Origin of the sequence: Neisseria blantyrii, assembly GCF_962747855.1 — a bacterium.
GTDB lineage: Bacteria > Pseudomonadota > Gammaproteobacteria > Burkholderiales > Neisseriaceae > Neisseria > Neisseria viridiae.
Genome location: NZ_CAUIZY010000006.1, coordinates 38,736 through 64,148, shown reverse-complemented (window position 1 = coordinate 64,148; position 25,413 = coordinate 38,736). Strand labels below are relative to the sequence as shown.

27 protein-coding genes and 1 tRNA gene are annotated in these 25,413 nt (G+C 54.9%); 10 read left to right on the top strand and 18 right to left on the bottom strand.

The annotated features are described in order from the left end of the window. The first annotated feature begins 3 nt into the window (after window positions 1-3). The gene (locus Q9J80_RS06520) at window positions 4-1,029 is read left to right on the top strand and encodes an FAD:protein FMN transferase (RefSeq protein ID WP_304672764.1); all 1,026 of its coding nucleotides are present in this window, start codon (window positions 4-6) and stop codon (window positions 1,027-1,029) included. 65 nt (window positions 1,030-1,094) lie between these two features. On the opposite strand, the gene Q9J80_RS06515 is transcribed toward Q9J80_RS06520, so the two are convergent. From Q9J80_RS06515 to Q9J80_RS06460, 12 genes are all read right to left on the bottom strand, one after another. After that, window positions 1,095-2,432, bottom strand: coding sequence for a sodium-dependent transporter (locus tag Q9J80_RS06515; RefSeq protein ID WP_304671628.1), 1,338 nt, complete (start codon window positions 2,430-2,432; stop codon window positions 1,095-1,097). A 555-nt stretch (window positions 2,433-2,987) separates the two neighbouring features. Next, a complete protein-coding gene (locus tag Q9J80_RS06510) occupies window positions 2,988-4,541 on the bottom strand; it encodes a glycosyltransferase family 2 protein (protein ID WP_304671627.1) in 1,554 nt (517 codons plus the stop codon). Window positions 4,542-4,654: 113 nt separating this feature from the next. After that, window positions 4,655-4,730 (bottom strand) — tRNA-Ile (locus tag Q9J80_RS06505). 53 nt (window positions 4,731-4,783) lie between these two features. Next, entirely contained in the window at window positions 4,784-5,980 is a 1,197-nt protein-coding gene (locus Q9J80_RS06500; RefSeq protein WP_304671626.1) for a beta-ketoacyl-ACP synthase, read from the bottom strand. Continuing rightward, entirely contained in the window at window positions 5,977-6,501 is a 525-nt protein-coding gene (locus Q9J80_RS06495; protein WP_301673058.1) for a hypothetical protein, read from the bottom strand. Before Q9J80_RS06495 ends, Q9J80_RS06500 begins: the two co-directional genes overlap by 4 nt. A 9-nt stretch (window positions 6,502-6,510) precedes the next feature. Next, window positions 6,511-8,856 (bottom strand): MMPL family transporter, encoded by a 2,346-nt coding sequence (locus Q9J80_RS06490; RefSeq protein WP_304672765.1) that lies wholly within the window; start codon window positions 8,854-8,856, stop codon window positions 6,511-6,513. Window positions 8,857-8,872: 16 nt separating this feature from the next. Further along, window positions 8,873-9,466 carry an outer membrane lipoprotein carrier protein LolA gene (locus Q9J80_RS06485; RefSeq protein WP_118787609.1) on the bottom strand — a complete coding sequence of 198 codons (594 nt, stop codon included), beginning with the start codon at window positions 9,464-9,466 and terminating at the stop codon, window positions 8,873-8,875. A gap of 60 nt (window positions 9,467-9,526) precedes the next feature. Continuing rightward, on the bottom strand, window positions 9,527-9,967 hold the full coding sequence (locus tag Q9J80_RS06480) for an acyl-CoA thioesterase (protein WP_118787610.1): 441 nt from the start codon (window positions 9,965-9,967) through the stop codon (window positions 9,527-9,529). Then, entirely contained in the window at window positions 9,967-10,896 is a 930-nt protein-coding gene (locus Q9J80_RS06475) for a lysophospholipid acyltransferase family protein (RefSeq protein WP_304672766.1), read from the bottom strand. The genes Q9J80_RS06480 and Q9J80_RS06475 overlap by 1 nt, the downstream gene beginning before the upstream one ends. After that, complete coding sequence (locus tag Q9J80_RS06470) at window positions 10,893-11,618, bottom strand: glycosyltransferase family 2 protein (protein ID WP_304671622.1); 726 nt, start codon at window positions 11,616-11,618, stop codon at window positions 10,893-10,895. The genes Q9J80_RS06475 and Q9J80_RS06470 overlap by 4 nt, the downstream gene beginning before the upstream one ends. A 49-nt stretch (window positions 11,619-11,667) precedes the next feature. Continuing rightward, the gene (locus Q9J80_RS06465) at window positions 11,668-13,383 is read right to left on the bottom strand and encodes an ApeI family dehydratase (protein WP_304671621.1); all 1,716 of its coding nucleotides are present in this window, start codon (window positions 13,381-13,383) and stop codon (window positions 11,668-11,670) included. A 31-nt stretch (window positions 13,384-13,414) separates the two neighbouring features. Beyond that, a complete protein-coding gene (locus Q9J80_RS06460) occupies window positions 13,415-13,774 on the bottom strand; it encodes a hypothetical protein (RefSeq protein WP_118810762.1) in 360 nt (119 codons plus the stop codon). 126 nt (window positions 13,775-13,900) lie between these two features. On the opposite strand from Q9J80_RS06460, the gene Q9J80_RS06455 reads away from it, so the two are divergent. Further along, the gene (locus Q9J80_RS06455; protein ID WP_304671620.1) at window positions 13,901-14,533 is read left to right on the top strand and encodes a 4'-phosphopantetheinyl transferase family protein; all 633 of its coding nucleotides are present in this window, start codon (window positions 13,901-13,903) and stop codon (window positions 14,531-14,533) included. A gap of 61 nt (window positions 14,534-14,594) precedes the next feature. Here the strand turns inward: Q9J80_RS06455 and Q9J80_RS06450 are convergent, their stop codons facing one another. From Q9J80_RS06450 to Q9J80_RS06440, 3 genes are read right to left on the bottom strand one after another with little or no spacing between them, the layout of a single operon-like run. Then, window positions 14,595-15,833: a beta-ketoacyl-ACP synthase gene (locus Q9J80_RS06450; RefSeq protein ID WP_304671619.1), complete on the bottom strand. Its 1,239-nt coding sequence runs from the start codon at window positions 15,831-15,833 to the stop codon at window positions 14,595-14,597. Then, the gene (gene fabG / locus Q9J80_RS06445) at window positions 15,827-16,555 is read right to left on the bottom strand and encodes a 3-oxoacyl-ACP reductase FabG (RefSeq protein WP_118817970.1); all 729 of its coding nucleotides are present in this window, start codon (window positions 16,553-16,555) and stop codon (window positions 15,827-15,829) included. The genes Q9J80_RS06450 and fabG overlap by 7 nt, the downstream gene beginning before the upstream one ends. A 37-nt stretch (window positions 16,556-16,592) precedes the next feature. After that, window positions 16,593-17,117, bottom strand: a complete 525-nt coding sequence (locus tag Q9J80_RS06440; protein ID WP_301673049.1) for a hotdog family protein — start codon at window positions 17,115-17,117, stop codon at window positions 16,593-16,595. 154 nt (window positions 17,118-17,271) lie between these two features. On the opposite strand from Q9J80_RS06440, the gene Q9J80_RS06435 reads away from it, so the two are divergent. The 7 genes from Q9J80_RS06435 (at window position 17,272) to ubiD (ending at window position 21,924) form a co-directional block, all read left to right on the top strand. Then, the gene (locus tag Q9J80_RS06435; RefSeq protein ID WP_301673048.1) at window positions 17,272-18,027 is read left to right on the top strand and encodes a beta-ketoacyl synthase chain length factor; all 756 of its coding nucleotides are present in this window, start codon (window positions 17,272-17,274) and stop codon (window positions 18,025-18,027) included. Beyond that, window positions 18,020-18,778 carry a lysophospholipid acyltransferase family protein gene (locus Q9J80_RS06430; RefSeq protein WP_301673047.1) on the top strand — a complete coding sequence of 253 codons (759 nt, stop codon included), beginning with the start codon at window positions 18,020-18,022 and terminating at the stop codon, window positions 18,776-18,778. The genes Q9J80_RS06435 and Q9J80_RS06430 overlap by 8 nt, the downstream gene beginning before the upstream one ends. Continuing rightward, window positions 18,775-19,035, top strand: a complete 261-nt coding sequence (locus tag Q9J80_RS06425; RefSeq protein ID WP_003750043.1) for a phosphopantetheine-binding protein — start codon at window positions 18,775-18,777, stop codon at window positions 19,033-19,035. Before Q9J80_RS06430 ends, Q9J80_RS06425 begins: the two co-directional genes overlap by 4 nt. An 11-nt stretch (window positions 19,036-19,046) precedes the next feature. Further along, on the top strand, window positions 19,047-19,292 hold the full coding sequence (locus tag Q9J80_RS06420) for an acyl carrier protein (protein WP_250314296.1): 246 nt from the start codon (window positions 19,047-19,049) through the stop codon (window positions 19,290-19,292). A gap of 74 nt (window positions 19,293-19,366) precedes the next feature. Then, on the top strand, window positions 19,367-19,912 hold the full coding sequence (locus Q9J80_RS06415; RefSeq protein WP_304672767.1) for a COG4648 family protein: 546 nt from the start codon (window positions 19,367-19,369) through the stop codon (window positions 19,910-19,912). A 6-nt stretch (window positions 19,913-19,918) separates the two neighbouring features. Beyond that, window positions 19,919-20,443, top strand: coding sequence for a DUF2199 domain-containing protein (locus tag Q9J80_RS06410; protein WP_304672768.1), 525 nt, complete (start codon window positions 19,919-19,921; stop codon window positions 20,441-20,443). A 2-nt stretch (window positions 20,444-20,445) separates the two neighbouring features. Continuing rightward, window positions 20,446-21,924, top strand: coding sequence for a 4-hydroxy-3-polyprenylbenzoate decarboxylase (ubiD, locus tag Q9J80_RS06405; protein ID WP_304672769.1), 1,479 nt, complete (start codon window positions 20,446-20,448; stop codon window positions 21,922-21,924). Here ubiD and Q9J80_RS06400 read toward each other — a convergent pair. Together Q9J80_RS06400 and Q9J80_RS06395 are read right to left on the bottom strand one after the other, a co-directional pair. Further along, window positions 21,919-22,092, bottom strand: a complete 174-nt coding sequence (locus Q9J80_RS06400; protein WP_159068571.1) for a hypothetical protein — start codon at window positions 22,090-22,092, stop codon at window positions 21,919-21,921. The genes ubiD and Q9J80_RS06400 overlap by 6 nt on opposite strands. After that, the gene (locus Q9J80_RS06395; RefSeq protein WP_304672770.1) at window positions 22,062-22,385 is read right to left on the bottom strand and encodes a hypothetical protein; all 324 of its coding nucleotides are present in this window, start codon (window positions 22,383-22,385) and stop codon (window positions 22,062-22,064) included. Before Q9J80_RS06395 ends, Q9J80_RS06400 begins: the two co-directional genes overlap by 31 nt. Window positions 22,386-22,487: 102 nt before the next feature. Here Q9J80_RS06395 and Q9J80_RS06390 point away from each other — a divergent pair, with 102 nt between their 5' ends. Then, on the top strand, window positions 22,488-22,781 hold the full coding sequence (locus Q9J80_RS06390) for a 6-aminohexanoate hydrolase (RefSeq protein WP_101118470.1): 294 nt from the start codon (window positions 22,488-22,490) through the stop codon (window positions 22,779-22,781). A 354-nt stretch (window positions 22,782-23,135) separates the two neighbouring features. On the opposite strand, the gene Q9J80_RS06385 is transcribed toward Q9J80_RS06390, so the two are convergent. Further along, window positions 23,136-25,256, bottom strand: a complete 2,121-nt coding sequence (locus tag Q9J80_RS06385; RefSeq protein WP_304672771.1) for an AsmA family protein — start codon at window positions 25,254-25,256, stop codon at window positions 23,136-23,138. Window positions 25,257-25,413: the final 157 nt, after the last annotated feature.

Here is a 25,413-nt window from a genome sequence, read left to right as displayed (position 1 = left end):
GGTATGGGCAGGCATTTCGGGCGCAGGCGTTTTTTGACGGTTGCCGCCGTTGCGGCGGCGGGCGCGGCGGTTTCTTTTTTGCCGAATCCTTTTGCCGCCAGCGGCGAAAAACGCAATGGGGATGAAAAACGCAATGAAAATGTGTTTTTCTGGAAAGGTGTCGCGCTGGGTTCCGGCGCGGAGCTGCGCCTGTTCGGCGTGGACGACAGGCGTGCGGCGGATTTGGTCAACAAGGTTTTGGCGGAAGTGGCGCGTTTGGAAAAAATGTTCAGCCTTTACCGTGAAGACAGTCTGATCAGCCGTCTGAACCGCGACGGTTATCTCGCTTCGCCGCCGGCGGATTTTTTGGAACTGTTGAGCATTTGTCGGGATATGCATACTTTGACCGGAGGGGCATTCGATCCGACGGTTCAGGTTTTGTGGAAACTGTATGCCGATTATTTTTCCGCCCATCCCGATGCGGAAACGCCGCCTCCTCAAAACAGCGTGAAGGAAGCCCTGAAACGGGTAGGCTTCGGCAAAGTCTCGTTTGACGACCGTGAAATCCGTTTTGCCGAAAAGGGTATGGGTTTGTCCTTGAACGGCATCGCGCAAGGCTATATTACGGATAAGGTCGTCGCGTTGCTGAAGGCAAACGGCGTGCCTGCCGCGCTGGTCGATATGGGCGAAATCAGGGGATTTGATACAAACGGCAGGCGGACTTGGAATGTCGGCATCCGCCATCCGGACGACGAAGAAGACGTGTTGGCAAATATCACGATGAAAGACAAGGCGTTTGCCACTTCGGGCGGCTATGGGACGGTGATGGACAAAGCGGGCAGGTTTACCCATTTGTTCGATCCGCGAACCGGCGTGAGTACGCCGCGTTATAAAAGCATGAGCGTAATGGCGGATGATGCGGCGGTTGCCGATGCCTTGTCGACGGCGTTTTCCATTATGGATTTGCCCTTGATACGGTCGGTTGCCGAAAGCAGGCGGCTTAAAGTTTGGCTGGTCATGCCGGACAATACTTTGAACGAAATAGGTTGAACCAAAAGTAAAATGCCGTCTGAAACAGTTTCAGACGGTATTTTGATACCACTTGAAGGACTTTTTTAGAGAATACCTAGAGAATTGACGAAAACAATAATAATGGCAATCGGGGCGAGGTAGCGCAAGGTATTCAGCCACAGCAGCAGCACTGCCCGGGGTACGGTGCTGCCCGATCCGGCATCTTTTAATACAGACTGTTTGTCCTGAATCCAAGCGGTAAATACGGCAACGCTCAATGCGCCGACAGGCATGATGACTGCAGAAATAAGGTAGTCCCACAAATCAAAAATGGTTTTGCCGAAAATCTTAAACTCACTCCAAATTCCGAAAGACAGTGCGGACGGGATGCCGATAATGAAAATGGCCGTGCCGATAAGCCAAGTATGTTTTTTGCGTTTGCGCTCGTCTTGGCGGATGGTTGAGGCAATGACTGTTTCCAACATCGAAAATGCCGAAGTCAGCGTGGCGAAAACGACCAGCAGCATAAATACCGCAAACAAAACCGTACCGAACGGCATTTTCATGAACACTGCGGGCAATACGATAAAAATCAATCCCGGCCCCTGGCTCGGTTCAAAACCGAAGGCGAACACCGCCGGGAAAATCACCAAACCTGCCAACAGCGAAACCAAGAGGTTCATCCACATAATCGTATGGCCGGAACGGAACATATCCTGATCTTTTCCCAAATACGAAGCGTAGGTAATCATGGCGGAAACGCCGATGCTCAAGGCAAAAAACGCCTGTCCCAAAGCCGTAATCATCGTATCGGCTTTAAAGTACGACCAATTCGGTTTGAGCAGGAAAGACACGCCCTCCATTGCACCCGGCAGCGTCAGCGAACGGATTGCCAGCGCAATAAAGAGGATAAACAGCCCCGGCATCAGATAACGGTTTGCCTTTTCAATGCCGTCTGAAATCCCGCCTTTGACCACCCAAACTGTAATCAGCATAAACAGTGCCTGATAGGACAGCGAACCTGCCGGATTGGAAATCGTTGTGCCGAACAGGGCTTCAAAGTCCGCTCCCGCATGGATTGCCCCCGTAAAACTGTGGACGACATAATTCAATACCCATCCGCCGACCACGCTGTAAAACGACAGCAAAATAAAGCAGGCGGCAACGCCCATGCGTCCGACCCAAAGCCATTGCGTGCCCGGACGCAGAACCCTGAAGGAATCGACGGCATTTTTACCGCCGGTGCGCCCGATATAAAATTCGGCAAGCTGGACAGGCAGGGCGACCAAGATAGTAAATATCAAAAACAGCAGGAAAAACACCGCGCCGCCGTTGGTGCCCGCCGTATAAGGAAATTTCCAAATCGCGCCCAAACCGATGGCTGAACCTGCCGCAGCAAGGACGAAACCGATTTTGGACGACCAAGAAGTATGGTTACTCATAAAATTTATTAAGAAATGTGAAGATAGTGCATTGTAACAAAGCACTTGATGCGGCAGCACAAGCCGGGGAAGACGCTGCAAAACTTTGCCAATAGGCTGCGCGATATCGGGTGATATTGGGATTTTCTTATTTTGAAGGATGAATTCGGGGTGTTTCTTTCTAATGAACGAATATAATTTGGCGGTTTGTTGCATGATGGGCTTTCAGACGGCATAGGCCGTCTGAAGTTTTTATCGTGGATTAAATAGAGAATACGCATATCGTTATTTTCGCGAGAGTGGGAATACAGAATTTTAACGCTACGGTGATTTGTCCGAAACAACGACCGTCTTTTCGCCGTCATTCCCACGCAAGTGGGAATCTGGTAACGAGAAATCATAGGAAGTTATCCGAAACACAAAAACTGAAACCGAAGGGACTGGATTCCCGCTTTCGCGGGAATGACGAGATTAAAGTTTCAAGATTTATTTAAAATAACTGAAATTCAAAAAACCGGATTCCTGCCTGCTCAGGAGTGATGGCAGAAATAAGGATATAGGTGCTTTTATTTGAATTTATGGTAAGAAGCGGTCCAAACCGTCTTCGCAGCGGATTTTTTGTTCGGACAGCGTGGCTTTGAGCAGCGCGTCGTTTTGCGGTAAGGCATTGCGTTCGGCTTCATTGTGCCAAAGATGGTAGGCAATGCCGGCAAATTTAAGGTTGTGGCGTTTTATGCCGTTATGGAAGAGGCGGGCGACGAACTCGCTGTCTTCGCGCCCCCAGCCGACAAAGCGGTTGTCGAAGCCGTTGACAGCCAGCGCATCGCTGCGGAAAAAGCCCATATTGCAGGTTTTGATGCCTTTGTGTTTGCGGCTGCTTTGTCTGCCGATCAGGGCGGACAGGCTGCGGCAGCGCAGGGCGGACAGGCGTTTTTCTATGCCTTGGCTGAACGCGGATAAATAGGGCAATTCGCCGGAGTCTAAAATTTCCTGGGTGCGGCTTTGGGTCAGGATAACGCGAGAACCCTGTATCAGCCTGCCTTTGCGTGCGAGCTTGAGGTGGTCGGCGATGAAGGACGGGTCGAGTATCATGTCGCCGTCGATAAGGATGATGTAGTCGCTTTTTGCCTGTGCCAGAGCGCGGTTGCGCGATTCGGCGGCGCGGAAGCCGTCGTCCGGCCGCCAAGAATGTTTGACGGGGATGTCGGTGTTGCTGCGGATGAACTCGACAACTTCGGCGGTGTCTTGGCGCGAACCGTCGTCGGCGACGATGATTTCGTCTGGCAGGCGGGTTTGCGCGAGCGCGGACTTCAAAACCAGCTCCAGCGCGTCGGGGCGGTTGTAGGTGGTTACAATTAGGGCGACACTGATGTTGCGGTTGCGCTCGTAAAGTTTGACATATTTGTAGTACGAACCTTGCGCATTGGCGATGGAAATGGTCAAGCCGTCCGCGCCGTAGGCGAAGCCGCGTTTGAGCAGGTAGTTTTTGACAAACGATACGCTGCCGTGCAAGAGGGCTTTGAAGGGCGAGCTGTTTTTTTTGTAGCGGTTTTCCTCGGCGTAGAGCGAGCTGTATTGCTGCATTTTCTGAATCAGTCCTTCGGCGTTTTCGAAGGAATAGTGTTTCAGACGGCCTTCGAGCAGACGGACGTTTGCATCGGGCGGCAAAATCAGCGATTCATGCACCTGACGGTCGGAAAAACGGGTAAACCGACGGTGGTAAAGGCGCGGGATAATGTCGGGATACCAGCCGCAGGCTTTGATCAGGCGGGCGTTGTAATGGTTCAGGCGCGAGAGGGAGAAGATGTTTTGTTCTTTGTTTTCCGCCACGGCTTTGCGGATGGCGGCAATCAGTTCTCTATCTGCCACTTCGTCGCTGTCTATGCTGAATATCCAATCATTTCGCGCAAGTTTTGCGGCAAGGTTTTTCATCGGGCCGAAGCCGATGAAGTTATGTTTGTGATAACTGATGTTGGTGAAGCGTTCGGCGATTTCAAAGGTGCGGTCGGTCGAGCCGTTGTCGAGCAGCAAAACTTCATCGAAGTCTTGAAGCGCGGTCAATACTTCGTGCAGATAGCGTTCCGAGTTTTTGACCAATATAGCCGCTGTGGCGGGAATTTTCGGGTTCATAATGAGGTCGTCCGACAAAAGGTAGATGCAGGGAAAAACCGTGTTGCCTGTCCGGTCTAAATGTGCCGCCATAAATGGCAAAAAAGCCCAAACATACGTCCGGGCTTGGGAATTGGTGGGTCCGGTGGGGTTCGAACCCACGACCAAGGGATTATGAGTCCCCTGCTCTAACCCCTGAGCTACAGACCCGTCAAGAGTAGGCGCGTATTGTATAGCATAGCGGTGGGATTGACAAACTTATTTCATCCGATGATTAAGACGCAGTTGCTTCCCCCGAAGGCAAACGATGAGCTGGCGGCAATGCGTTTTTCGGTTTCCCAGCGGCTGCCGGTCAGGTTGATGGCGGGCAGGTCGGGGTCGTTCTGCCCGTCCCAAAGCTGGGGCGGAAGTTTCCCTTCGGGATTGCTTTGCCGGTCGGCAATGCCCCACGCGAACGCGGCTTCAATTGCGCCCGCCGCGCCCAGCGTGTGTCCGGTTTGCGGCTTGGTGGACGTGCAGGGCGTATTGTTGCCGAAAACCGCTGCAACGGCGCGGCTTTCCATACTGTCGTTGTGGTGCGTCCCGGTGCCGTGCAGATTAATCCAGCCGATGTCTTCGGGCGCAAGGCCTGCGTGTTGCAATGCCGTCTGAAAGGCAAGGATTGCGCCTTGAGCGTCGGGGCGGGGTGTGGAAATATGGTAGGCATCGCTGCTTGCGCCGTAACCCAGAAGCCGCATATCGCCGGAAAAATCCGCATCGCGCGTCATGATGAATACGGCTGCGCCTTCGCCGATATTGATGCCGTCGCGGTTGGCGGAGAAAGGGTTGGCAATGTTTGGGGACAAGACTTCCAATGAGGCGAATCCGTTGACGGTCAGCGGCGAGAGTGTGTCCGCGCCGCCGCAGATGACGGCATCGCACATACCGGCGCGAAGCAGGCGGGCGGCACTGATTAATGCGCGCGCGCCGGAAGTGCAGGCGGTGGAAACGACGTAACGCAGGCCGTTCAGCCCGTAAGCATCGGCAATGAAATCGGCGGGCGCGTTCATAAGGTGTTGGCATTGGTTGAACGTGAGGTCTTGCCAGGCTTTTCCCTGCACTGCCTGTTCGAACATCGGGATGTTTTCGTCCGCGCCGGCGGTGGATGTGCCGATGACGACGGCAATCCTGTTTGCGCCGTACCGCCGTATGGCGGCGCGGATTTGCGGTTCGATTTGTCCGAGCGTGTGCCAAAGCAGCCGGTTGGTGCGGCTGCGGCAGTGTGCGGGCGTGCCGTCTGAAAAGGGGCGCAGGGTTTCTTTTACCATACCGAAGGCAAGGTTTTTGCCGTCAACCCAGTCGGATGAAAATGTCAGTGTCGGTTTGGAAGAAGGGGACAGCAGGGCATCGATGTGGGTGTGCAGTCCGCTACCCAACGCGCTGGTGAGTGCAGGGCTTCCGAGGTAAACAGGTATGTTCATAATGGTTCAATCGGTGTAACCGACCAGCGGGTTTGGTCGGGTAGGGTAATCAGAAACTGTCCGCCAATATGGTTGACGCACCATATGTCCCGATTGCGGTAGCGGAACAATGCCCCCTCTTTGCAAAAGGACGCGCCGCCGCCTGCCTGTTTGAGGCCGGGATAGGGGGGCGCGGCATTCTCGGCAGTTATCAGCGGGAGCAGTGCGGCAAACAGGCGGCGGGACGGCATATTGGGCATCACGAACCCGTCATTTTGCCAGCCTCCGCTATTGATGGTTTGGCGTGAAACCGGTGCGCCCAATATGTCGGTTTGTACAAACCGGATGCCGTCTTCCAGCTGTTCGGCCGCCAGTATGCCGGTTTGTACCGGTTCTTGCCCCTTATTGTAGCGTTCCCATTTGAACCATTGTACGTCTTGGGCAAGGCGCGGTTGGGTTTGGGGCAGGGGCAGGGCATATGGGGCGCAGGCGGCGAGCAGTTTTGCGGTCAATAGGGCAAGCAGGGTCGTGGTCGGGCGCATAAGTTCCTTTCAAGAATGCCGTCTGAAGCGGAAACGGCGGCAGGGCGGCTGACGTTCGGGATGCTGCGTATCGGGGACGGAGTACATCAGCCGTGCCGCCAGCCACAGGTTCAATATGACCCCGATGCCGACGGTTATGCCGAATGCGGCGACGGCCGGTGTGCCGCTGAAGGCAAGCAGGACGAAGGAGATGCCGGTCGTGAGCGCGGCAAGCAGCATACCGCCCAGCCGCGCATCGGTGCTGTGTCCGGCATTGAGCGCGTAAACGGCATAATCGATGCCGATGGCGGAAACCAGCAGCAATCCGAACATGGCAAACAGGCTGACGGGTATGCCCAGCCAACCCAATACGGCAACAGTGCCGATGGCGGCAGCGATGGGGACGGCGAGGATTTTTCCGCCCTGCCGCGCGCCAAACAGCCGCCACAGCAGCAGCCATGCCAACAGGTAAGACGACAATTTCAGCCAAGCCGCCTGATTGCGCGTATGTCGGAACAGTTCGTTGAGCCTGCCGCGTTTGTCCGCCCATTTGATTCCCGGGACGGTTTCCGCCGTTTTGCGGACGGTTTCCGGATCGGTCATGCCGTTCAGGCGGATAACGGAGGCATAACGGTGCGGTGCGGCTTCGCCGAGATACAGGGGTTTCCAAGCCTGCGCCAGAGGCAGGGCGAGGCCGTCTGAAAGCGTGATGGCGGGCGTGCCGGCCGCTTGCAGCAGGGCGGATTTCAGCGTGTCTTCGGGAATGCCCAGTTCGTGCAGGGCGCGGTAGTTGCCGGGTTTGTCTGCAATCGCGCGCAAATGTTGTTTCAGGCTGTTTTGTTCGGCGGCCGGCAGGATGAATTGATCCAGCGATTGGATATCTTTCAGTTTGCCTTGTTTGATCAGGGGATCGAGGGTGCGGCGCAGTTCGGCATTTTTCAACAGCAGCGCGTCTTCGCTTGCGGCTTCGGCAACCAAATATTGACCGCTGAAATCGGTTCCGCCCAATGTGCCGATTTTTTGTATTTGCGACAACAGTCCGAGCGGCATATTCACCCATTGGCGGATGTCGTCGTGCCAGTTGCTGCGCCACAGTCCGACGGCGGCGAAAACCATCAGGAAAACTGTTGCGGGATAACGGAAGGATGAGGGAAGCCGTTTCTTGATATGTTTGCCCAGTATGGTACTTAAGGCGGCAAAAGGTACGGGTTTCGCCTGATAACGGGCAAACAGGGGCGGCAGCAGGCAGACGGTCGCGCCGAATGCGCCCAGCAGCGAAAAGCCGGAGAAAACGGCAGTTTGCTGTAAAACCGGCAAAGGGGTGAACCAGAGCAGCGCGTATCCCGAAACGGTAATCAGCAGGCTGACGGCAAAGGTGGGCAATACCTGCCTCATCGCCGGTTTCGCCTGCCATGATGAGAATACAGACGGGGTCAGCCAGTGCAGCGGGAAATCGACCAGCATCCCGATCAGGCTCGTACCGATAACCAGCGTCAGGGCGTGAATATGCCCGAATACCGCCAGAGCCGCCGCCAAACCCGCCAGCATTCCCGCCGCAGGCGGCAGCAGCAGCCAAAAGGTGCGCGCGCTGCGGAAAACCCACAAGATGAGGGCGACGGTCAGGACGGTGCCGGCAAAACCCATTATCCGGCTTTCTTTTTCTGCATCGGCTTTGGCGGCTGCTGCAAAAAGTGCGCCGCCCCCGGTCAGGATTTCGGCGTGCCTGCCGGATGCCAATGTCTGTGTTTTTTGGAGCAGGTTTGCCAAGGCATCTTGAGGAAGGGCGTTATCGGGCAGCTTGGCGCGTATCCAAACCCAGGTTTTTCCGTTGTCTTCGTTGAACAGCATACCGTTTTCGGGGTGCCATTGCAGACGGGTTTGGGGATTGATTTTGCCGGCAACGAAACGCCCGAAACCCAGCCAGTCCTCATCTAAGGGCAGGGGGGATACGGCAAACGGGTTGGCGGCATCTTCGGCGCGTTGGCGGAAATAGTCGGCGGGTTTTTCGGTCAGCAAACGCCGTTGGGCTTCGGGTAGGACGGCTAAACTGATTCTGCCGATGTCTTGGCGGATTTGTGCAAGGTCGGGGCTGATTTGGCTGTTTACTTCGGAAAACAGTCCGCTTCGCCGCCACAAGCCGGCAATTTCCGATGCCGTCTGAAATGCGGTTTCGGGTCGGGGGCTGCCCGCCAGCAGGATGATTTGACTGTTGATTTGCGCGTCGCCGGCGCGTTCCGCCGCCTGCAAAACGGCGTCCTGGCTGCTTTTGGGCAGCAGCTCGGTTAAATCGGTTTGCAGCCAATCGCGCGTTGTGATGTTGTAGCAGGCAAAGACGGCAAGTGCCGACATCAACAGGGTGTAAATCAGGCGGGTCATAGCGGTTCGGACAGTGTCAGAGTGATTGTTCGGCAAACTTGTCCGGCGGGTTGCCGACGGTTATGCCGTCAAACCGCATATCGGTTTTGTCGCCTTGTTTTTCGTGCAGTTCGATGCGGCGGACGACGTTGTCCCCGCTGATGTCGATATGGTTGAAGATTTGTTTCATCAGCAGGGTTTTCGGTGTGAGTTGCAGCGTCCATTTTTGCGCCGACCCTTCGAGTTTTAGATCGAACTGTTTTTCCAGCCCTTGCGTATCGCCGCCGATCAGGTCAAGAAAGAGTTTGATTTGCCTGTTTTGTCCGGGCATTTTTCCGGTATCGGGCATTATCCAGCCTTTGCCGTTCCATTGGCTGATGCCGTCTGAACGGACGCGCAGGGTGGCGGCAAACGGTTTTTGCATCTGCCAGAGCAGACCGCGTTTGGGCATCAGTACGAATTTTCCGGTTGCAGCCATCGGTTTGGATAGGGATTTCAGATGGCGGTATTGGATAAAGCTGCCTTGGATGTTGTCGGGTTTTTGCAGTATCCGGGCCAGTTCGGCAGTGGAAAATGCCGAGGCGGAAAGGGCGGTTGCGGCAAGGAGTGCGGCAAGCAGGTATTTTTTCATAGTTGTCTGTCGGTGTGGCAATAATGGGTAAAAATGCCGTCTGAAAGCGGGCGGCAGGGCTTATGCGGCTTGAAAAGTCGGATGACCCCGTACGGCTTCGAGCCAGCTTTCCGGCGTTTGGAACTGTGTTTCTCCGGTTTCCAAGGATACTGCCGCCTGCGTGGTCGATGCACGGGTCAGTTTTTCGCCGGTTTGTTCATCGGACAAAGTGTAGTCGATACGCAGGCAAGTGTCGATTTCGACGATTGCCATGTCGATGAGTATGGTTTGTCCGAACCGTGCGGGACGTATGTATTTCAAGTCCATTTTGACGATGGGCCAACTGAAGCCCCGCCTGCCCATTTCATCGTAGCCGTAGCCTATGCTTTCGAGGAAGGCGCAGCGTGCGACTTCGAGGTATTTGACGTAGTTGCCGTGCCAGACGATCTGCATCGGATCGACATCGAAAAATGGGACTTGGATGATGTGGCTGTGGCGGCAGAAAATGTGTTTTTTGTTCATCAGGGATGGTGCTCCGTGTGCCAAAAGTCGTAAAAATTGAACCATTGCAGCGGATTCAGACGGCATTCTTCTTCCAAGATGCGGGCGAAATGTTGTGCGGATTCTTTGATTTTTTGCGTGCGTTCCGCCCGCGTCCAATCCGATGTGTCGGTCATAGGGCGAAGTTTCAGGCGGTAGCGTCCGTCCTGTTTGATGCAAAACAGCGCGTTGACCTTGGTTTTCAGCAGCGATGCCAGAATCCACGCCCCTTGCGGTATTTCGGTACGGTGTTGCAAAAAATCGACGGTTACGGTTTTTTCGCCCCGGACGGGGATACGGTCGGCGGCGATTGCCAGCCATTCCCCTGCTTCAATGCGCCGGCTGAGCGTCATCATCAGCGATGCGTCCAAGTCGCTTACCTGTATCAGTTGGATTTTGTCCGCCCCCGCCTGTTGCAGGGCTTCGTTGAACATTTGTGCGTGGCGGCTGTGTACGAGGACGTTGAGTTTGAAATTTCGGTGGTGGGAAACCAGTGCGCGGCAGATTTCCGTATTGCCCAGGTGCGAACAGGCAAAAATCTGCCCGCGCCCGTTTTGATACATCGAGGCGGTCAGGTTGTCGGGGTCTTCGATAATCAAGTCTTCGTAACGTATTTTGCGCTGCCATACGGCAAAGCGGTCGCAAACGGCTTCGCCGAATGCCAAAAACTGCGCGAATATGCGGTTTTCAGACGGCATAGCGTCGGGAAAGGTATGCCGCAGGCGGTTTTGGTAGGTATGGAGGTTTTTCCGCGCACGGGGCGAGGTCAGGTAGAAATATAGGACGACAAACCAAATACACGGTTTCATCAGAAAAGGGGGCAGATAACGGACAATCACCGCCGTCAGCTTGAGGAACAGGCGGTTGCCGCGTTCGTTTTGTTCCGCCCAGTGTCGGGATGCGCCGTTCATCGGAATGCGCCTTTCAAGATGCGCCAACGCCATTTGAGCATACCGAAAAACAGCCGTGTGTGCATTTGGCTGATAAGGATGTTGTCGGCAAGGGCGCGGAAGTGGGAAATGCCGTCTGCGGCGTAACGGACGGGCGTGGGTATCCACATGGGTTTGATGCCGCGCCAATATAGCCGGATCAGGATTTCGATATCGAAGTCCATACGGTTGCCGATGTATTCTCCGCGTATGACCGCCAACGCAGGCGGCAACGGATAAAGGCGGAAGCCGCACATACCGTCTTTAATATCGGACGACCAGGTGTGAACCATATTCCAAAAGTCGGTAATTTTGCGCCCGTACAATCGTGATTTGGGCGCGTCGCCGCCGTATTGCGGCTGACCGCAGACGAGGGCTTCGGGATTGAGTTGCGCGGCACGGACGAACTTCGGCACGTCGTCCAAACAGTGTTGGCCGTCGGCGTCGATTTGCAGGACGTGGCTGTATCCCAGCTCCGCCGCCGCCTCGAAACCTGTGCGTACTGCCGCGCCTTTGCCGCCGTTGCTTGTGCGGCGGATGACGCGGATGCCGTCTGAAGCCAGATTTTCTAAAACGGGTATGCAGTCGGGGCGGGAGCAGTCGTCCACGACCAACACGTCCAAACCGTGGGCGCGCAGGCTGCGTGCAACCGTGCCGACGGTTGTCGGGTGGTTGTAATGGGGGATGAGGGCGAGGATGTTCATATTTATATTAAGGTAAGGCGGTAATCTTATTTGCCTTTGCGAAGGCGGTTCATCGTTCTTCCCTTGCGGTTGGGTTGGGGCCGTCCTGCGGCGTGTCGAATACCAGTTTCCCCGAGGCGCAGGCGGCATCCTGTTTTTGGATTTTAAATGACAGTTTGTTTTTATCGGCATCGTATCCGAGTTCTACGGAAATGTCGTCATACGGACGGATAAACTGCTGGTATTTCAGGTTTTCGATGCGGATAATGTTTTGCCTGCCGAAAGGGTGCCGTGCGGCAAGCCGGCGTACCCATTCCAATTCGACTGCGCCGGGGACGAGTGGGAAGGTGGAAAAATGTCCGCCGAAATAGGGCAAATCCAGCGGTACGCGGGTTTGATAGCGCAACCGGTTTCCTTCGGGCGGCAAGGTGTGCCATTGCGGCGCGGCGGGTTCTGCCAATGCCGTCTGAAAGTCCGCTGCGGTAATTTTCCCTTGTCCGTTGCGCGGCAGACGGTCTGTAAAACGCCAGTAGCGCGGCAGGGCAGCCGTGTCTTGCGTTTGGGCAAGGTGTTGCTTGAGTGCGGCGATAACGGCGGTGCGCCCCTGTTCCAGCCACGCCGTGATGCCTTCCGTATCGAGTGCCGCCCAAACGGCAATGCGCCCGTGTTCCGGATGCAGGGCGCAATGTGCGTCGGCAATCCAAGGGTGTTTCAGCAATTCGTGTTCGACTTGGTTGAGCGAAATGCGTTTGTCTGCCAATTTGATTATCCTGTCCTGCCTGCCCAGCAGGGCAAAACCGTCTTCGTGTGTTTCGATGCAATCGGCAATGTATTGCACGCCGTTTGTCCACGGCGAAGAGATTTCCACCGATTTGCCGGTATTGCGGACGGCAACATCGGGAAACGGCTGCCACAAGCTTTGTTTTTGGCGGGATGCAATGATGCCGGTTTCCGTACTGCCGTAAACTTCATAAGGGCGTACCGCATATTGTTCCAACAGGGCGGCGGTTTCCGGTGGGAGTTCCCCGCCTGCGGAAACGATGCCGCCTATCCTTCCGTTTAACGCCGCCCAATCCCGATTTTCGCCGAAACGGTTGAGCAGGGCGGGGCTGGCAATCCAGACATTTTGATAATTGGACGGCACGTTCAGGCTTGCCGACAGCAGCAGTTCGGGATAGGCGTTTTGCCTGCGGACCATCGCCCACCCCATCAGCAGCGGAAGCGCGAAGCGGAAGGTAAGTCCGTACATATGTTGCGGCGATACGCTGCCGAGGACGGCGGTTTTGCCGCGTCCGAACGGGATTGTCGCAGCCAGCGCGCGGGCTTCCGATTCGATTTGCGCGGCGGTTTTGACGATTGTCTTGGCCTCACCGCCGGAACCCGAAGTACGCAAATGCACTTCTGATTCGGGCGGGATGTCCAATGTTTCCGGTATGCGGTTTTCAGACGGCATACCGCCGCAAGGATCCAGTATTTGCCAAACGCGGATGCCGTCTGAAACAATATCGGTGTCGGTCAGCAGGATTTGTGCGGATTTCGCCCAAGTCAGGTTTCCGGGCGCGGTATTCGGCAGCAGCAGGGCTTTGCCGCCGCTGTTCCAAACGGCAAGCAATGCGGCTGCGAACAGCGCGGCATCGTCAAACCACAATGCCGCCGAACGGATGTTGTTTTGCTTTAATTTTAACGACAGGGCGTGTACCGTGCGTATAAAATCGGCGCGGGTCCATAGCGGGTCGAGGGCAATCGGCGTATTGTCGGAGAAGTTGATGTCAAACATTCGGGTCATATGCAGGTAGCCTGAAATACGGAGAACAAGCCTAGTCGTGCTGGCACTGCTCGTAGATTTTATTTTCGGGATAGATATCTTTGCCCGAACGGTACCAGCCTTTCTTGCGCACGCAGGCATCGGCTCTTGACGTACCGCCGCCAATCGGGTCATAGCCGCAGGAAAACATATCGTCGAGCTTTCGCTGACCGTACACATTCATCTGCCGGATCATTTCAGCTTGTTGTTCTTCAGGAGCATCCGGTAGGGTGCCTATGGCAGGATACAGCTTTTCTTTATTACACAGCTCCCACCAGCCCGACGCATCGGGCGGCACACGAAAGCCGCTGCCGATGTTCAGGCAGCCTGAAAGCAGGACGCAGAGCATAAGGGACGGTATCAGTTTGTTCATTTGGGGTCTCCTGATTGGGGATGATTGGGATTGGTACGGTGGTTTTGCTGTTCGAGCAAATCATAAACGCTGATACGGTGAATGGTATTAATATCATTTATTCAAAGTGGCAGAACGGAGGGTGTCGTGCCGGATGATAAAACAGTATTGCAGTGCCGCCTTGCCGATGTGTCGGCCGCCGCTGCTTATCAGGAATCCTGTCTGGACGATGCGGACAGGGCGCGCCTGCTGCGCGCACCGGAATTGGCAGGGCGGACGGATTGGCGGGTCAGCCGCTTCCTGAAGCAGCAGGGCGGCAAGATATGTTCGCTTTCGCACAGCAAAGGGCGGGCGGCGGTTTTGGTTTGCGGCGGCGGCACGGTTTGCGGTGTCGATATTGAAACGATCCGTCCGCGCAATTTTCAGGCACTTGCCGAATGGGTTTGTTCCCCTGAAGAACGGGTTTTTTTGGCACGTTCCGGTTGGCAGGCAGAGGCTTTTTACCGCCTGTGGTGCATTAAGGAAGCACTGCTTAAAGCCTGCGGTTTGGGTTTTCCGCAAGATATGGCGAAAGTCGGTTATCGGACCGACGGTTCGGCAGTTTACGGTTTGCGTGCGGATGGCGGAACCGGTTGGCACGCCGTCAGCGCAATCTGGTGCGGCGACGCGGTTGTCGCCTGCGTGTGGCGCGGAGCTGCCGAATTGGCGTGGCAATATTGCGGAACGGATGCCGTCTGGACGGTTTGCCATATCGAGCGGATAGGCGGCAAGGAAGTCTGAAAGGGCAGTTTGTTGTTTTACTCCGTTTTAAATCAATATGATGTAATCGGATTGTGCGGCTTTATCCGTCCTTCCAACGTTTGAACACCAGTGAAGTGTTCACGCCGCCGAAGGCGAAATTGTTGCTCATCACGTAATCGGTTTGGATTTCACGTCCGCCGCTTAAAATATAGTCCGCCTTGCCGCAGCGCGGATCGATGTCGTTCAAGTTCAGGGTCGGGGCGAACCAGCCGCCGTTCATCATTTCAATCGAGAACCACGCTTCCAGCGCGCCGCACGCGCCGAGCGTGTGTCCCAAATAGCTTTTTTGCGAACTCATCGGCACAAATCCGAACACGGCTTCGGTCGCCAGCGTTTCGGCGATGTCGCCTTTTTCGGTTGCCGTGCCGTGCCCGTTCACATAGCCGATTTTGTCGGGCGTGATGCCCGCGTCTTGCAGCGCGAGTTCCATACATTTCTGCATCGTGTCTTTTTGCGGCTGGGTAACGTGGCTGCCGTCGCTGTTGGCCCCGTAGCCGACGAGTTCGGCGTAAATTTTCGCACCGCGCCGTTTGGCGTGTTCCAATTCTTCCAATACGAAAATCCCCGCGCCTTCGCCGATGACCAGCCCGTCGCGGTTCGCGTCGTATGGGCGCGGGGTTTTTTCCGGTTCGCCGTTGCGGCGGCTGGCGGCATAAAGCGAGTCGAAAACATAAACTTCGGACGGGCAAAATTCTTCACCTCCGCCCGCCAGCATCATATCGGTCAGACCGTATTTGATGGCTTCGTAAGCATAACCTATGCCTTGGCTGCCGGACGAACACGCGCTCGATGTCGGGATGATGCGTCCTTTCAGTCCGAAAAAGATGCCGATATTGGCGGCGGTCGTATGCGGCATCATGCGTACATAGGTGTTGGCGCTGAAGTTGCGCGACGTGCCGGTCAGCAACAATTCGCCCACATCGCCGATGTCTTTGGTGCTGCCGCTGGAAGAGCCGCAGGCAACGCCCATCCGTCCGTCGGTAATGCTTTCGTCCCCGAGCAAACCGGCATCCGCCAGCGCCTGCTCCGCCGCATCGACGCACAAATACGACACGCGCCCCATACTTCTGAGCTGCTTGCGCGTCCAATGTTTCGGCGGCGCGTAATTTTCAATCGGCGCACCCAGTTGCGCTTCCAATTCGGGGAAACGTTCGTGCCAATCCATATATTTGACGGCGTTTTTTTCGGCTTTGAATGCTGCCTGTATGCTTTGCCAATCCCGGCCGAAGGCGGTAATGCCGCCTATGCCCGTTACTACGACCCTTCTGGTATTCAACACAAACCTCCGTTCACCGCAATCACCTGGCGCGTGATGTACGCCGCTTTTTCATCCATCAAAAAGCGCACCGCGTGCGCCACTTCTTCCGGCAGCCCCATACGCGCGGCGGGGACGGCCTTTAAGATTTCTTCGACGGGTACGTTCTCATCGATAATATCGGTATCGATGAGACCCGGCGCCACGCAGTTGACGGTAATTTTGCGTTTTGCCAACTCAACCGCCAAAGCTTTTGCCGCGCCGATAATGCCCGCTTTTGACGCGCTGTAATTGACCTGCCCGCGGTTGCCGGTCAAGCCGGACACCGATGCCATACACACAATCCGTCCGGCTTTGCGGCGGCGTATCATCGGCATAACCAGCGGATGCAATACATTGTAAAAACCGTCCAAATTAGTCCGCAGCACCACATCCCAATCGTCGTCTGAAAACGCGGGGAAGGCATTGTCGCGCGTCAGTCCGGCGTTCAACACCACGCCGTAATACGCGCCGTTTGCTTCGATGTCGGCGGTCAGAATCTCGCGGCAGGCTTCGCGGTCGGACACGTCAAACTGCAACACGCGCGCATTTCTGCCCAAAGCGCGGATTTCTTCCGCCACGGCTTCGGCTTCGTCGCGGCGGCTGCGGCAGTGGACGGCGATATCAAAGCCGTCTTCCGCCAAACCGAGTGCAGCGGCTTTGCCTATGCCCCTGTTGGAGCCGGTAATCAGGACGGTTTCGGTCATGGTTGTTCTCCGTATATATGTACCTGTTCAGACGGCATTAAGTTGTTTCGACAGGGTGTTCGGGGCTGTACACGTTCAATGAGGCGCGCGCCAAAATGCCGTCTGAAGGGAGTGTTTCGGATGAAGTTTCCGGCGCGTCCGTCCAACGCAGTTCGCAGTCGAACACGCCCATCCCCCCAGCATCTTGAATAGACACATGCGCCGTTGCCAGCAGATGCGTGCCGACAGGGACGGATTGGGCGAAGATTTCAAGTTTGCGCGTGCCGAGCAGGAAGCCGAGCCGGACCGGTTGCGCGTTTTTTCGGGCTTGGAGGCCGGCATATGCGCCGACAGCCTGTGCCATCAGTTCGATAAATGCCGTGTAGGGCAGTATGCCGCCGACCAGCAGGATGTGGTCGGGTTTTATCTGCGCCCCTGCTTCGACAAAATCATCGCTGTATCGAGTAATGCGGTCTATCAGAACCATACGCCCGCTGTGCGGCAGCAGGGAGGCAGTGTCGGTAATCGGGCATTCTGGCAGTGTGTCCATATATTGCGGCGGCAGGCTGGCAAATACGGGCATTATAATGATAAATGTAAATTCAGGCTAATTTTGGCGGTTTGCCGAGGGGCGGCGTTGTCGGAGAAAGGAGGCAGAAATGCGTTTGAATTTCGGCATTGTCAGGGGGATGGGCTTTGGTTAGAATGCGGCACAGTGTAAATTTTTGAAAGAAACTATGCCGCCGATTATTTGCCGGTTCCACTTCGACATCGCCGACTGGCGGGTTTCGGGCAGCAAAATGCGCGATATGGCCCAGTGGGCAAAATGGGCGGAATGTCCGGATTTTGCCGACGGTTTGCCCGATGTCAGGCCGGAATTGCCGTTCCTGCCCACTATGCAGCGCCGCCGTTTGAGTAAGGCGGCGCGTTTGGTATGCGACGCGGCTTGGGACATTGCCTCCGCCTATCCCGGCAGTCCGGTAGTTTATGCCTCGCACGATGGGGAAATGGCGCGTAGTTTCGATTTGTGGTTGGAACTGTTGAAATCGCAAACCGTGTCGCCGACTTCGTTCGGTTTGTCGGTGCACAATGCAACGGCGGGGCAGTGGTCGATATTGCGTCAGGATATGAGCGAGCAGACGGCATTGGCCGTGTGTGCCGACGGTGTGGAAACGGCATTGGCGGAAGCGGCGTCCCTGTTGGAAGAGGGATGCGGGTCGGTTTTGGTTTTGGTGGCGGACGATCCGCTGCCGGAAGGATATGCCGTATCGGCAACGCGCGCGCCGTTTGCTTATGCTTTGGCGATGGTTCTGACCAAAGGGACGCGTTACAGTCTGACTTTGTCTGCTTCGGACGATATGCCGTCTGAAGCCGGTATGCTGCCCGAGGCATATTGGAGCGGTTTGGAATGGGTGCGTTTTCTGCTGAACGGCAGTCGGGAATGCCGCCGGGTATATCGCAATCGTGAATGGCTGTGGCAGCGGAATGGATAAATTGGATTATTGCCGCCGTTTTGCGGCGACTTGGTTAGGATTTGTGATTTTCGGTGTCGGCGGCATTATGATGAAATTGGTTTTGCTGCCTTACACTTTGAACGGCACTTCAAGGTCTGTCGCCCGCCAATTGGCGGCGCGCCGGATTATCGGAACATCTTGGCGTTTGTTTGCCGCTTATCTGAAATGGTCGGGCGTGTTGGAGGTATCGTTCAGGGGTATTGAAAAACTCAACCGCCCGGGACAGTTGATTTTGGCAAACCATCCGTCTTTGCTGGATGTTGTGCTGCTTGTCGGCCATGTGCCCGAAATGAACTGCATCGTGAAAAAAGATTTGCAGCACAATCCGGCAATGAGCAGCCAGATTAAAGGTGCGGGCTATATTCCGAACGAAGAGTCGGAAGCAATGCTGGAAACAGTAAAGGCGGTTTTTGACAGCGGGCAGAGCCTGCTGGTGTTCCCCGAAGGAACGAGGACGGGGTGGGACGGACGGGTAAAAATGCACCGGGGCGCGGTTTCTTTGGGACTGCGCTATGCTGAAGTGATTACGCCCGTATGTATCAAAATGAATCCGCCCAATTTTAAAAAGGGGCAGCCGTGGTACCGCATCCCCCCGAAAAGGATACGGTATGAAATTACCGTCGGAGACGACATCCTCCCCCAAGACTGGCTCGCCGAGAAACCGTTGCCGATTGCGGCGCGGCGGCTGAATGAATATCTGCAGGACTATTTTACAAGGAAAACCATATGAATGACTTGGAAAACCAAATCAAACAACTGATTATCGACAGTTTGGCTTTGGAGGATATAACTGCCGCCGACATCGGCAGCGAAGACGCGCTGTTCGGCGACGAAGGGCTGGGACTGGATTCCGTCGATGCGTTGGAATTGGGCTTGGCGGTGCAAAAACATTTCGGTTTCCGATTGGACGGCGAGCAGGAGAACTTGCGCGAACATTTTGCCAATGTCAAAACACTCGCCGCCTTTGTCAAAAGCCGCCAAGCATAAGGATGAAACATATGACCGAACAAGAAATCTACCGGTTGTTGCGCGATACCCTGACCGAGTTGTTTGAAATCGAACCGGAACGGATTACGCCCGATACCAACCTTTACGAAGATTTGGAAATCGACAGCATTGATGCCATCGACCTGATTGACCGCATCAAGCGCGAAACCGGCCACAAGCTGCAGGCTGAAGATTTCCGCAATGTCCGCACCGTCAACGACGTGGTACAGGCGGTATTGAAGATTCAGGCGGGGTAGGCGGCATCTCTGATTATTTTTCAGACGGCATATTATTATCGGATGCCGTCTGAAAACATTTGTGCGGATTCAAAATGAAACCCGGTTTTTTCGGACATATTTTTCTGACCGTATTAAGCATTGCCTATCCGGCTTTATGGTATTACGGCAGGGAGGCGGGCTGGTTTGTTTGGCTGGCGGCGGCGATGTGCGGGTTGTGGCTGCTGCGCGCCCTGACTGCCAAACTGCCCCAACAGCGTTATGCGGCTTTGTTTATTACACTGTTTTTTGCCGCAGTATTGGTGTTCGGGCGGCGCGACTCAATGTATTGGTATCCCGTCCTCGTCAATCTGATGATGTTGGCGGTGTTTGGGGGAAGCCTGTTTGCCGGACAGACGGTCATAGAAAGGCTCGCGCGGCTGCAACAGCCCGACCTACCTGAAAAAGCTGTGCGCTATACCCGCCGGGTAACGCAGGTTTGGTGCGTATTTTTTATAATCAACGGGACGCTTGCCGCTTTGTTGGTACGGTTGGGGCGATATGATTGGTGGGCGGTTTATACCGGCGTGATTGCCTATGTATTGATGGGGATGCTGTTTGCCGGCGAATGGCTTTACCGCAAACTCGTTTTGAAAGTCTGAAACCTTATGTACACTTGCACTTCCTGCGGCGAAAACCACGAAGAAATGCCCGCAATCGGCTTTACCGCCCCCTATCCCTATAATCAACTCAGTGAAGAAGAACGCATTGCTTATCAAGCGGAATGCGATTCTGATTTCTGCATCATCCGCTATCCCGACCAAACCGACCGTTTTATCCGCGCGGTGCTGCCGATTCCGATTATCGGGTATCAGGAAACGCTGGAATACGGCGTGTGGGTATCTGTCAGCGAAAAGAGTTTTAACGACTATCAAAGCCACTTTCACGACAATCCGGAAAACGTCGTTTATTTCGGCATGATCTGCAATTGGCTGCCCCCTTATGAAACCGACACCTTCGGTCTGCATTGCAATGTCGTTACCCAACCCGATGGTCAACGTCCTTTGCTGCAACTTCATCAAAGCGGCGGACATCCGCTGGTACGCGACTTTTATCACGGCATAGAATATGCCGAAGCGCAGGCAAGGATAGGGGCGGTATCCGAATCGGATTGTTCAGGACAAAAAGGATAAATATGAAATACAAAGACCTGCGCGACTTCATCGCTATGCTCGAGCAACAGGGCAAACTCAAGCGCGTCGCGCATCCTGTTTCCCCGCATTTGGAAATGACCGAAATCGCCGACCACGTGCTGCGCGCCGAAGGGCCGGCGTTGTTGTTTGAGAATCCGATTAAGCCCGACGGTACGCGCTACGCTTATCCCGTATTGGCAAACCTGTTCGGCACGCCCGAACGTGTGGCGATGGGCATGGGCGCGGACAGCGTGTCCAAGCTGCGTGAAATCGGGCAGACGCTGGCGTATTTGAAAGAACCCGAACCGCCCAAAGGCATCAAAGACGCGTTTTCCAAACTGCCGCTGCTGAAAGACATTTGGAGCATGGTGCCGAACGTGGTGAAAAATGCGCCGTGTCAGGAAATCGTATGGGAAGGCGAAGACGTTGATTTGTATCAGCTTCCGATTCAGCATTGCTGGCCGGAAGACGTTGCGCCGCTGGTAACGTGGGGCTTGACCGTCACGCGCGGGCCGCACAAAAAACGCCAAAACTTAGGCATTTACCGCCAACAATTAATCGGCAAAAACAAGCTGATCATGCGCTGGCTGTCGCATCGCGGCGGCGCGTTGGATTATCAGGAATTCCGCAAACTCAATCCCGATACGCCGTATCCCGTCGCTGTCGTGCTTGGCTGCGACCCTGCCACCATTTTGGGTGCGGTAACGCCCGTTCCCGATACCTTGAGCGAATACCAGTTTGCCGGACTGCTGCGCGGTTCGCGGACGGAACTGGTGAAATGTATCGGCAACGATTTGCAAGTGCCTGCACGCGCAGAAATCGTGTTGGAAGGTGTGATTCATCCGAACGAAACCGCGTTGGAAGGTCCATACGGCGACCACACGGGCTATTACAATGAGCAGGATCATTTCCCTGTGTTCACGGTCGAACGCATCACCATGCGCGAAAACCCGATTTACCATTCCACCTACACGGGCAAACCGCCCGATGAACCTGCCGTTTTGGGCGTGGCGTTGAACGAAGTGTTCGTACCGCTTTTGCAAAAGCAGTTCCCCGAAATCACCGATTTTTACCTGCCGCCCGAAGGCTGCTCCTACCGCATGGCGGTGGTCAGCATGAAAAAACAATACGCCGGACACGCCAAGCGCGTAATGATGGGTTGCTGGTCGTTCCTGCGCCAGTTTATGTACACCAAATTCATCATCGTGGTGGATGACGATGTGGACGTGCGCGACTGGAAAGAAGTCATCTGGGCGGTAACCACACGCATGGACCCTGTACGCGATACCGTTTTAGTGGAAAACACGCCCATCGATTATCTTGACTTCGCCAGCCCCGTCAGCGGACTCGGCGGCAAAATGGGTTTGGATGCGACCAACAAGTGGCCGGGCGAAACCGACCGCGAATGGGGACGGGTAATCAAAAAAGACCCTGCGGTTACGGCTAAGATTGATGGGATTTGGGAGGAACTCGGCTTATAGTAGATTCAAATAGATTTCTCGTGTCGTCATTCCCGCGCTGGCGGAAATGACGATAATTGAGTATTTTTTATTTTGAATCAATATATTGAAAGTTAATTTGATACGCAATGCCGCCCTACGGTTGCAGGGCGGCATTGCTATGCCGCCGTTTGGATTTTCAGACGGCATTTGTGTGTTGCCTGTGTGGTTTTGTGTTGGGATGGCAATTTCGAGGCAGCCGATGCCGTCTGAAAGGCGATTGTCTGGCGGGACAGACGCGTTCTGTTTGTCTGTTTGGAAACGGTTGGGAAAGGCGTATGTTGGCGGATTTGTTGGGCGTAGTGGCTGGGCTTTTGCGGCAAGCTGTGATTTTGTCCGTTACGGATTGCGGCGGCTGAAAATCCTGTACCACGCCTGGAAACGAGGCGGCTGGCGGAATGTGCGGCGCGTGTCGCTGCGGCGGAAGATGGCGGTCTCGGCATGGTCGGTGTTCGCCGCACTGCTTGCGGCGTCGTCGATATTCGGCTGGTGGCTGGTTTTTTGTCGGTTGGGCCGGTTTTTAGGATGGCATGGGGGGAAGACACATGGACGAACTGTTCAAATGGGCGGTCAGGATTTTGGCGGAGGTGGCGGACTGGATACTCGAGCTGATGTGTTCGGCATTCCCGTTTGCGGAACCAAGCCGTTTTTTCCATCGGACCGCACGTATCGTTGTGCCGGTTTTGAGCTTGGGTCTGTTTCGTGTCGAAGATTATGGAAACACGGAATGTTTGGACTGGCGGACGTTTTCTGCCGATATGGGCGAATCGATAGGCGGTTGGTTTTGGTTCGCGTTCTTGTTTGCCTTTTCAGTATGGGCAGCCTATACCCTGTCGTGAAATATAGTGGATTAACAAAAACCAGTACAGCGTTGCCTCGCCTTAGCTCAAAGAGAACGATTCTCTAAGGTGCTCAAGCACCAAGTGAATCGGTTCCGTACTATTTGTACTGTCTGCGGCTTCGTCGCCTTGTCCTGATTTTTGTTAATCCACTATATAACCGACATACTTTGTTTTTGATGCGGCAACGAAAAATCGCTGCGGGTTGACGAAAATACAAATGGAGGCATTGCCAGCCGACACCAAGCCAAACAGATATGGGGCTTGTGTTTCCGATGTGGTACGGTCGGTCGGAAAAGTCATGCCGTCTGAAGCGCGGGGGCGTTTCAGACGGCATTTTTGTACGCAGGGTATTTACGGTTCTTTAGGTTTGAGCCACTGCCATTGTTCCAGCAGGGTGTCTTCGAGGATTTTCTGTTTCTCTTTGCGCGAATTGATGCCGCCGGTCAGCCTGCCGTAATCGACGGTAATGGACGGCTTGTCCACGGTACCGGTGATTTTCAGGGGAATCGGTTTGTTTTTCGGATGGACGGCGTTGCGGATAAGGACATCTTCAGACAATTCCTGCGTATCCAGATTGGTATAGCCGTTGCTGGTAACATAGAGGCTGTCGGAGAAGAGTTCGGTATCGATGTGGCGGCTGATGCCGTCTGAAATTTCGCTGTTGAGCGTGAATCGGTGGAAGGGTGTGCTGGGTGCGGCATTGTCGGCAGTTTTGCCCGAAATGCCGTTTTTCAGGATATTGTCCATGTCGATACCGTGCCACGCGCCGTTGGAAATATTCAGCGACAGGCTGCCCTGAAGCGAGCGGATAAGCTCTTTTCGGGTTTCGCCGCTCGCGGTCAGGTCGATGACCGCATCGCCGTTGCCGCTGAAGCTGTGGAAGCCGAACAGGTCTTGCAGCAGCGGTTGGATTTGGATGTTGCTTGCATTCTGTTGCAGGCGGTAAGTGGCGGGGCGAGTGTTGGCGATGCTGATGCCGCCTTCGGTATGGCCGCCGTAAAGCCCTGACTTGAAACGGCTGAGCGCGATATGGCCTTTGTCGGCGTGGAGGTAGGTTTCCATATCGTCCAGTTGCAGGCCGGGAAGTTGGACATTGCCGATTTTAAGGTGGGCCTCGATATCTCCGGACAGCCTGCCGAGGGTGTCGGGAAATATTTTGCCGTTTTGTTGCCGCACGTCGTCAAGATAGGGAGTCAGGTTCAATTTTTGCAGTGCGACGGCGGCTTCCAGGTGCGGTGCGTCTTCATGTGTGTATCTGAATTTCGCGGCAACGGTTTGGCGGTCGAACGAACCGTTGAGTTTGGCATGCCACTGATGAAGGTTTTTTATGGACATCGAACCGTCGAGCTGGCTGATGAAACGGGGTTGCGGCAGGCGGTTGACGGTATCCTGAAGGGTCGATACATGCAGGCGCGGCGCCTCCAGACCGTTATTCCGGCTCCAAACCAATGGCGAGCCGAGGGAAAAGTTGGTTTGAAGGCGGGGTGTTTTGACGTTGCCGGAGATTTCGGCGTTGCCGATGTTGCCGATGCCGGAGTGCAGGTTGGCCTTATCGAGTTTGAACGATCCGCCCCATTGGGAATTCCCGCCGTCGGCGGTAGCGGTAAATGTCCCGTTGACGGTTTCAATTTTAATGCGGTTGTTCCTGAGTGCCAGCGTAGGGATTTGGGCGGTCAGGTGGAGGTTGTGGAAGGCGGTGTCGGCACGCAGGCCGAGGTTGGCCGCATCCGCTCCGCCAGCGTTAAAACGGATAGTGGGGTTGCCGGTGGTGGAAACGGTAATGCCATGCCCGTTTAGGGCGGTCTCGGCTTCGAAATGGAACGGTGAGATTTCGGGCGTGCCGATGCCGTCTGAAAGGAACAGCCCCCTGCTTTTCCACGGGACGGACAGCTTCCCCCAAACCAGTATGCCCGAACTTTCAAACTGTTGTCCCGATGAAACGGGAGATTGCAGGTTGAGGCGGACTTCCTTCAGGGTAAACCGCTCTTGTAGGAAGTCGAGGTGGACGGTGCTGTTTTCGATAATGATGCGGTTTACCGAGGCTTTGCGTTTTGGGTTGTCGATCAGGTCTTGGATGTTCCAAACGCCTTTCCCGTCGCGTGTCAGGGCAAGTTCCGCACCCGAAACCACCCATTTTTCAACCTGTATCTGATCCGACCACAGATTTTTCCAGCTCAATCCGATTTTGGTTTCTTTGATGGAAACGGCAGTCCGGTCGCCGCCGGGTTCGGTAATGGTCAGGTTTTTCAGGATGACGGTCGGCCGGGGCAGAAGCCTGCGCTGTATATCCGCATCAAACGAGATTTTCCGGTGCGTATGGGCAATGCTTTGTTGGAGGCGGCTTCGGATGTTTTCAGGTGTGAAGATGCGATATACGGAAGCGTGCAGCCCGATTGCCGCCAAAAGCAGTATCGTCAGCACGGCTACCGCATATTTTAGACGGTATTTGTGGAAGACCGATAATAAATCCATAGCCTGAAAAGTCTGTAAAACACGCCACAGTATAACACGGCTTGTGGCAATCCTATTTTGTGCGGGCGGATTATCTTGTATAAAGGGGTAATGCCCATAAGCAGGCATACCGCCGGATCAGGTATCGTGGGCGTTGCCGCGTTTGCAGGGGCAGTGT